The organism is Streptomyces sp. NPDC054872 (assembly GCF_053610705.1).
In genome coordinates, this window is sequence record NZ_JBSGYY010000083.1 from 1 (window position 1) to 7,133 (window position 7,133).

Here is a 7,133-nt window from a genome sequence, read left to right on the forward strand (position 1 = left end):
GACCGGCACAGGGGACCGGTCGCGGCCCCGCGCCGCGCTGATCGCCCTCTGCCTGACACAGGTCACCAGCTGGGGCATCGTCTACTACGCGTTCCCGGTGCTGAACCCGCAGATCACCCACGCCACCGGCTGGCCCGCCGGAGCGACCACGGCCGCCTTCTCCGCCGCTCTGCTCGTCTCCGCCATCACCGGGATACGCGTCGGCCGCATCATCGACCACCGCGGGCCGCGCGCCGTAATGACCGCGGGTTCGGTCCTCGGCGTACTGAGCATCCTCATCGTGGCCGCAGCGCCGAACCTGCCCGTTTTCATCGCCGGTTGGCTGCTCGCCGGACTCGCGATGGCAGCCACCTTCTACCAGCCCGCCTTCGCCGCGCTCACCCGCTGGTGGGCCCCCGACCACATCCGCGCCCTCACCGTCGTCACCCTCGCCGGTGGCCTGGCCTCCACGGTCTTCGCACCTCTGACCGCAGCCCTCGCCGGACACCTGTCCTGGCGGGCGACCTACGCCGTCCTCGCCCTGGTGCTCGCCGCCGTGACCATCCCCGCCCACGCCTTCGCCCTCAAAGCACCCTGGCCCAAGGCGCCACCTGCCCCCGCCCACACCACCGGCGGCGCGGACGCGGTGGCCCGCAGCCGCCCGTTCTGGACGCTGGCTGCGGCCCTGACCCTCTCCGCATTCACGGTCTCCGCCGTCGTCGTCGCTCTTGTCCCCCTCCTTCTCGAACGCGGCTACTCCACCACCGAAGCCGCCTGGGCACTCGGCCTCGGCGGCGCCGGCCAGACGCTCGGCCGCACCCTGTACGCGACCCTCGCCCACCACACCGGCACAACGACGCGAACGGTTGCGCTCATCGCACTCGGCTCCCTCACCACAGCCGCCCTCGCGCTGGTGCCCGGCCCCTACGGACTACTGATCGCCCTCTCCGTCACGGCCGGGATGGTCCGCGGCAACCTCACCCTCCTCCAAGCCACCGCTATCACCGACCGCTGGGGCACCACCCACTACGGCCGCCTGTCCGGACTCCTCGCCGCACCCACCACGGCAGCCTCCGCCCTCGCCCCCTTCGCCGGCGCCGCACTGGCCTCACCACTGGGCGGCTACCCACAGCTGTTCGGACTGCTGGCACTCATCGCCGGCCTGGCCGCCCTCATCACTTTCGGGACCACACCGCGTCGACGGACTCTGCGCTGAGCCCTGCCGGTTGGGGACGTACGGCGGGTAGACCAGTCACCGGCGGTCCAACACCGGACAACGGACAACGGACAGCAGCGAATCCTGTCCATCGCTTAGGTGGCCCCAGCCCCGGCGAGCGCCAGCAAACTGCACCCGAGCCACCTGCAAGTGCACGCCGCCCACGATCCAGCTGTCGCCCAGGATCCTGGCCCGTGGAGAAGGCATCTGTGCTCCAGCGCGAGTTGTCGCCGGGCTCACCGAACGAGGAGAAAAGCACGACGCGCCCCGCTTCCTCACCCCCTGCGCCACGCCCTCGCCACGCTGGTGGGCGAGACCTCCGACTGATTGAGGGCCAACGACAGGCCGTCGTCACCTTCTTTTCCGGCGTGTTCGCGGCCCAGCGGTGACTATGGATGGATGAACACTGCAGAGATGTTGACGGAGGCCTTCAATCGCGTCCAGGAGGCAGTGCATGCTGCCATCGAGGGGCTCTCGCCCGAAGAGCTCGCATTCCGTCCGGACGACGAAGCCAATTCGATCGTCTGGCTGGTGTGGCACCTCACCCGCGTTCAGGACGATCACGTCGCTGACGCGGCGGGCCTGGACCAAGTGTGGACCGCTCAGGGCTGGTACGACCAGTTCCGACTACCGCTCGGCGAGGAGGATACGGGGTACGGGCACACCCCCAAGCAGGTGGCGTCGATCGGTGGCGTCTCCGCCGCCCAGTTGCGCGGCTATCACGACGCCGTCCACGAGCAGACCCTCTCCTTCGTACGCACCCTCGACGAAGCGGCGCTCGACCGCGTCGTCGACGAACAGTGGACGCCGCACGTCACCCTGGGGGTACGGCTGATCAGCGTCATCTCCGACGACCTGCAGCACACCGGCCAGGCCGCATACGTCCGGGGCCTGCTGCAGCGCCGCTGACACACACGGCCCCTGCCGCCCAATCCCCTGCCGTGCAGGGCCGCACTCAGTCACGTCCTCGACTCGCCGTGCTTCGGCGCCGCCGGCTCCCTCGTCGAGGGCAGAGTCCCTGCTCCTACCAATCCGGCTGGAGTCTGCCTACATCACGGCGGGGACTACAGGCGGGCGGCGAGCCAGTCCTGGGTGCTGACTTTCAGGGCAATCACTGAACGTACGATTCGAGCGTGCCGCGGCGCCTGGTGTCGAGCGTCGCACAGTGGAATGAGCCGCCGAACGGGGCATAGTGCAGCATGTCGCACGGAATTGGCTCGAACCCCCATCCTTCGAGTGCGCGCAACATGTCGGTGTGGTGCCGTTCCGCGATCACACGCTTTTCGTCGATCATGAGCACGTTCATGCTGAGCCACTCGCCGCACATCGACGTGAGCTTGAGCAAACGCTCGTCGATCGGGTTGGGTTCGGGAGCGAGGAGAACCTCCCATGAGCTCAGAACCTCGGGCAGGCGGTCGGCGTCAATGTATTCGGGGTTGACCAGGACCTTGCCGGGTGCGAGAGGGATGAAAGTCGTGTCGATGTGCATGGGCGTGCGGCAGCGGCTCTCGATTTCGTGAATGCGGTAGCCGGGACCGAGATGACGGCGCAGCCAGTCGATGCCCATCCGGTTGGTGACATTGCTCCGCGTGACGAACAGATCGCGTCCCGCCCGCACGAAGTCCGCCGCATCGAATACCGGCTCGAACTCGGTGAGGATGTAGCGCATGGGCTCGTCGGGCTCGGGGACGGAGAAGTCATCCTCGAACAGTTCGTCGGTGAGCTGCGGCCGCGGGGCCGCGGTCCAGCGTGCGCCACGCCGGAAGTAGTCCTTGAGGATGGCGCGGTAGGAGTGGGTCTCAAAGTAGCGGCAGGGCCACGCCATGGGTGTCTCGATGATCTCGTCGCCGATGACGAGGAGACTGTCGCGCGGACAGGCGTTGCAAAAGCCGTTCGACGACCAGTCGGGGGTTTTGAAGGCCTCCTTGTGCTTGACCGCGTCCGGGCGTCTGACCGTGATCCCGAGGGAGCGCAGGAGACCAACGAACTGGTCGAGTTCTTCCTGTGCCGGCTCGATCAACCTGCTCGGGTACTCGAACCCGGAGGCGAGCCCCTGCAAGCGGGCTGCCCAGGGAGGGATGTTGCAAGTCACAACGGGATGACTGGAGGGGATCGTCGCGCCTTCGATGCGGCCGACGATGACCTCCTCCAGCGGATCCCACTCATTGTGGGAATTCACCGGCGAAACGAAAGGTTCGGCGGAGTCGTCGTTGGTCATGATGGTCCCGCTTTCACTCCCGGAAGTCGGTAACCCGCTTTGCCTGGCTGCAGTGTGCCGCACAACCACGCTTACCCACGTGCTGAAGGTCGGCATTTCAGTCATTGGTGGTACGGCCATTGCCCGAGTGGACCGCTGGTTTTCATCACGGCGGCTCCCAGGGGCCGACCAAGGATCAGCTGTACGCAGAGGCCAAGAAGCGCAACATCGACGGCCGTTCGTCGATGAACAAGCAGCAACTGGCCAGGGCCGTCGACCGCTGACCGGCCCTTCACCGGCCGACGCAGAAGCGAAGGAGAGATAGGCCCTCGCAGCGACCACCGCCGGAGAGGTGCCCCAGGGCGATGTCGCCCGCGCCCTGCCCGGCCCCCAGGTCGGCGACCTACTGGACGCACTCTCCAGCGCCTGGGCACCGGGTCCGCGTACGCGCGATCGGAGCCTCCTGGGTCTTGCCGTTGCACGCCGAGCAGCTGACGGCGAAGCCTGCGTGCCGGGCTGGGTGGCCGGAGGTGACCGAAGCCGGAAGGAGTATCCCGACGTGCGTGCGTCTGGCCCCCCACGCACGCTGGTCCTTATGAGCGCTCCGCCCGTGATCGTGTACCCTCCCGACGAGCAAGGCGGTCGGCGGGTCCGAGTCGACGGGCAGATCTCGGGCATGGCCTTCTCCACCCGTGACGTGGCAGCGTTCATGCAGGAAGCGGGGCTGCACGGATTCGACGAAATGGACGTGGTTCGTTCGCCGCTGATCGAATGGCGTGGCGGCGGACCGGATGCCTGGAGCATGTGAGCGGCCAACAGTTAGGCCCATGACCCCGCCCGTTGGCGGCGGATCCAGCTTGCGTGCCTGAAGCACGTCCCGGACCCCGAGCTTGTGTGCCTGACCAAGCTGCCGGGCCGAGAGTCAGGCTCTCGCACCACTCGCGATGCGATACAGCACGTCGAGGGGAAACCGTGATTCGGCGACAGCCTGCCGCGGCGCTCATAGGATGCCGGGATGCCCAAGCCGATACGGATGAGCCGCCGCAAGTGGATTGCCGCGTGGACAGTACTGTGCGCGGCCGGCCTCGCCGCCACAGCCGGGCTGAACGCCTCCTCCGCGCAGGACCCTGCGCCCGAGAAGCCTGTCAGCGCCGAGTGCGGCAAGTACATCGCGGACATCGAGAAGCAACTGGCCCAGGCCAAAAAGGAAGGCAAGGAAGACACAGTGCTGGGCTTCTCTCGAGTCCGCGTCGCTGGCGAGGACGACTGCAGCGACGAACTGCGCGACCACTTCGGTGGGGATCGGTGAGCCGCGGAACTTGGCTCGCCGCGATGGCAGGGCTATCCCTCGCTGCTGCGGGGACGATCGTCGCTGGCTGCGTCTCATCGGAACCAGAGCCACCGTCGACGCCCCCGCGGGTCTACTCCTCCTGCCTGGCGGCGGACACCCAGCCGCTGCCTGCGGACGTCGACCAGTGCGATGGGCACTGAAGGGCTTCAGGGGCGGGCAGCCGTTCGTCTCTCCATGCGAAACGCCTAGTCAGAACCCCCATCCTTGTACGACGGGAGCGGCATCGCGATGGATGCGACGATGCCGTCCATCGCATCGTTCGGGACCGCCTCGCGCTCGGCCGGGTCAGTGCATGACGCCGACCAAGCCTGGAGCCGGCATGTCCGCCAGGGTCATGCCCCCAGATCCTCCGTCACGGGCAGGCACTCGGCGAGCAGGTCGACGACGTCGCGCCAGGCTCGCTGCGCGTGCTGTGGGTGGTAGCCGACGCCGGGGACCGTGGGGTGGTCGACCGGCGGGTGGTGGAAGGCGTGCAAGGCGCCGCCGTAGACCGTGAGGCGCCAGTCGACGCCCGCGGCCTGCATCTCAGCGGTGAACGCGTTCCGTTGCGCGGGCGGCATGATCGGGTCTTCCGACCCGACCCCGGCCCACACAGGGCAGCGAATGCGCGCCGCCTCGCCCGGCCGGCCAGTGGTCAGCGCGTTGACTGTGCCGATCGCGCGCAGGTTGACGCCGTCGCGCCCGAGTTCCAGCGCGACGGCGCCCCCGGTGCCGTAGCCGACGGCGGCGATCCGGTCGGGGTCGGTCCGCGGTTCGGTGCGCAACACATCGAGCGCCGCATGGCCGATGCCCCGCATCCGGTCGGGATCAGCGAGCAGGGGCATGCAACGGGCCAGCATCTCCTCGGGGTCGCTCACATAGCGCCCGCCGTGAAGGTCGAAGGCCAGCGCTATGTATCCCAGTTCCGCGAGAGCATCGGCCCGGCGGCGTTCGACGTCGCTGAGCCCCGTGCCCTCTGGTCCGAGCAGCACTGCGGGCCGGCGGTCGACACCGGCCGGGAGCGCGAGGTGCCCGATCATCGTCAGACCGTCGGCCGGGTACTCGACCGTACGCGTCGTAATCCTCGTCATGAGATGGGACTGTAGTGATCGTCGAGCCCGGTCCGGCCGCTGTTCTGCCGCTGGCAGAGCAGCGCGGACATCCCCCTAAAAACGGCGAGGGCTCACGGGAAGCGTCACTGACCTCGTTCCCACGGCAGCTGCCCATCCCGTTGCCCCTTTGACCCGTCTCTCGGTCAGGCCTCCCACTCCTCTTCCGCACCCTCCAAGCTCCGCCTGGCGTCGACTGGACCAGCCCTGCGTCGAACGCCCGGTGGACCAACGGGTCATGGCAGCCATACGAGTTGCGGTTCGGTCGACCTGCCCACGCGCCCTGCTCAGGTACGCAGCAACCGCTGTGTCATCTCCCGGTACTGCCGCATCGCATGCCGGAGTTCATTCGCCTGCGTTTCGGCGTCGTGGCCCTGCCAACTCTCGTGGAGGGCGCTCCGTCGTTCGGCGAGGACGTTCATGAACTGGGCGGCGGCTTCGTCAAAGATGCTCTCAGCCTCTTCCAGCGCCTCGAGTGGGCTACCGGCGAAGCCGTTGAGTGCCTCTTGGAGTCGCAACGCGAGCCGGTCCCGTTCGTCCGCCGGGAGCACCGGTTCCGGCCCCGCGGCCCGTCGTTCGGTGGAATCCCGGCGCTTGTCGGGCGGCTGCTGAGCACGAGCCTGGTCATACATCATCGTGTGTCACTTCCCTGTGCGTGGTGTCGGCGTATAAGGAACGGGACGGCTGGGCTGATGAGTCGTGGGACTGCCTGCCGGATCCCAGGCCGACGGGAAGATGCGGAGTCGTCAATGAGGGCGCGAACCACGTGCGTCACGCAACGATTGTGGGTTCCAGCGTAGTCGTACAGAGGGGTGAAGGGCCGCTGTCTGGCGACGCTCTGACGTTCGCGAGCATCCCTTGGCCTGTTGGATCTCCACCCAGCTGTCCAATGCGGCCCGCCGAGCCGAGCCGGTGGGAGGACATGTTGACGTCGCCGGTTTCGGCAGAGGAACAGCCGAAGCGGCAGGCGGCCGGGGGCGGCGGCCAACTCCTGGCTTCCTCTTCAGCCGGTGATCAGTCGATCCCGAGGGGCCGGGCCCCCAGGTCCTCACGCCCACGACGACGCATCTCAGTCATGGCCGTGCTGCGGCACTGTTGGACCAAGCCGTCTCCCGCCAACACGGCGTGTCCCGCCACTGGCTGCGCCGGCCGGTTCGGTCCCGCACCTTGCCCAGACACGCCAGGGTCGGGGGGCCCCGGGCGGGGGGGCGCGCCCCCCCGCGCCCCCCGGCCGGCCCGCGCGCGGCCCGCGACCCTGGCTCCCGCCGTGCGCGCGGGACGCTGGGGGACGGGCCCGCCGTT

The 7,133-nt window shown here is 68.4% G+C and carries 7 protein-coding genes and 1 pseudogene; 5 read left to right on the forward strand and 3 right to left on the reverse strand.

The window, feature by feature from the left end; genetic code table 11:
- Together ACWGIH_RS43290 and ACWGIH_RS43295 are read left to right on the forward strand one after the other, a co-directional pair.
- A partial coding sequence (locus tag ACWGIH_RS43290) for an MFS transporter (protein ID WP_453452765.1) occupies positions 1-1,195 on the forward strand: 1,195 nt, incomplete at its 5' end.
- A 399-nt stretch (positions 1,196-1,594) separates the two neighbouring features.
- On the forward strand, positions 1,595-2,104 hold the full coding sequence (locus ACWGIH_RS43295; RefSeq protein ID WP_453452764.1) for a mycothiol transferase: 510 nt from the start codon (positions 1,595-1,597) through the stop codon (positions 2,102-2,104).
- Between the two features lie 202 nt (positions 2,105-2,306).
- Here the strand turns inward: ACWGIH_RS43295 and ACWGIH_RS43300 are convergent, their stop codons facing one another.
- Positions 2,307-3,413, reverse strand: a complete 1,107-nt coding sequence (locus ACWGIH_RS43300; RefSeq protein ID WP_453452762.1) for an amidinotransferase — start codon at positions 3,411-3,413, stop codon at positions 2,307-2,309.
- Positions 3,414-3,559: 146 nt separating this feature from the next.
- Here ACWGIH_RS43300 and ACWGIH_RS43305 point away from each other — a divergent pair.
- From ACWGIH_RS43305 to ACWGIH_RS43315, 3 genes and pseudogenes are all read left to right on the forward strand, one after another.
- Positions 3,560-3,676: pseudogene (locus tag ACWGIH_RS43305) on the forward strand (plasmid stabilization protein); the annotation flags it as partial.
- Positions 3,677-3,987: 311 nt separating this feature from the next.
- Complete coding sequence (locus ACWGIH_RS43310) at positions 3,988-4,200, forward strand: hypothetical protein (protein WP_453452760.1); 213 nt, start codon at positions 3,988-3,990, stop codon at positions 4,198-4,200.
- Positions 4,201-4,407: 207 nt separating this feature from the next.
- Entirely contained in the window at positions 4,408-4,701 is a 294-nt protein-coding gene (locus tag ACWGIH_RS43315) for a hypothetical protein (protein WP_453452758.1), read from the forward strand.
- Between the two features lie 374 nt (positions 4,702-5,075).
- On the opposite strand, the gene ACWGIH_RS43320 is transcribed toward ACWGIH_RS43315, so the two are convergent.
- Positions 5,076-5,813 carry a dienelactone hydrolase family protein gene (locus tag ACWGIH_RS43320; RefSeq protein WP_453452756.1) on the reverse strand — a complete coding sequence of 246 codons (738 nt, stop codon included), beginning with the start codon at positions 5,811-5,813 and terminating at the stop codon, positions 5,076-5,078.
- Positions 5,814-6,118: 305 nt separating this feature from the next.
- Positions 6,119-6,463 (reverse strand): hypothetical protein, encoded by a 345-nt coding sequence (locus tag ACWGIH_RS43325; RefSeq protein ID WP_453452767.1) that lies wholly within the window; start codon positions 6,461-6,463, stop codon positions 6,119-6,121.
- Between the last annotated feature and the right edge of the window lie 670 nt (positions 6,464-7,133).

Bases quoted from the DNA above. Each gene is read 5' to 3' on its own strand.
- ACWGIH_RS43295 (WP_453452764.1), top strand. From the start codon at position 1,595: ATGAACACTGCAGAGATGTTGACGGAGGCCTTCAATCGCGTCCAGGAG.
- ACWGIH_RS43300 (WP_453452762.1), bottom strand. From the start codon at position 3,413: ATGACCAACGACGACTCCGCCGAACCTTTCGTTTCGCCGGTGAATTCC.
- ACWGIH_RS43310 (WP_453452760.1), top strand. From the start codon at position 3,988: ATGAGCGCTCCGCCCGTGATCGTGTACCCTCCCGACGAGCAAGGCGGT.
- ACWGIH_RS43315 (WP_453452758.1), top strand. From the start codon at position 4,408: ATGCCCAAGCCGATACGGATGAGCCGCCGCAAGTGGATTGCCGCGTGG.
- ACWGIH_RS43320 (WP_453452756.1), bottom strand. From the start codon at position 5,813: ATGACGAGGATTACGACGCGTACGGTCGAGTACCCGGCCGACGGTCTG.
- ACWGIH_RS43325 (WP_453452767.1), bottom strand. From the start codon at position 6,463: ATGTATGACCAGGCTCGTGCTCAGCAGCCGCCCGACAAGCGCCGGGAT.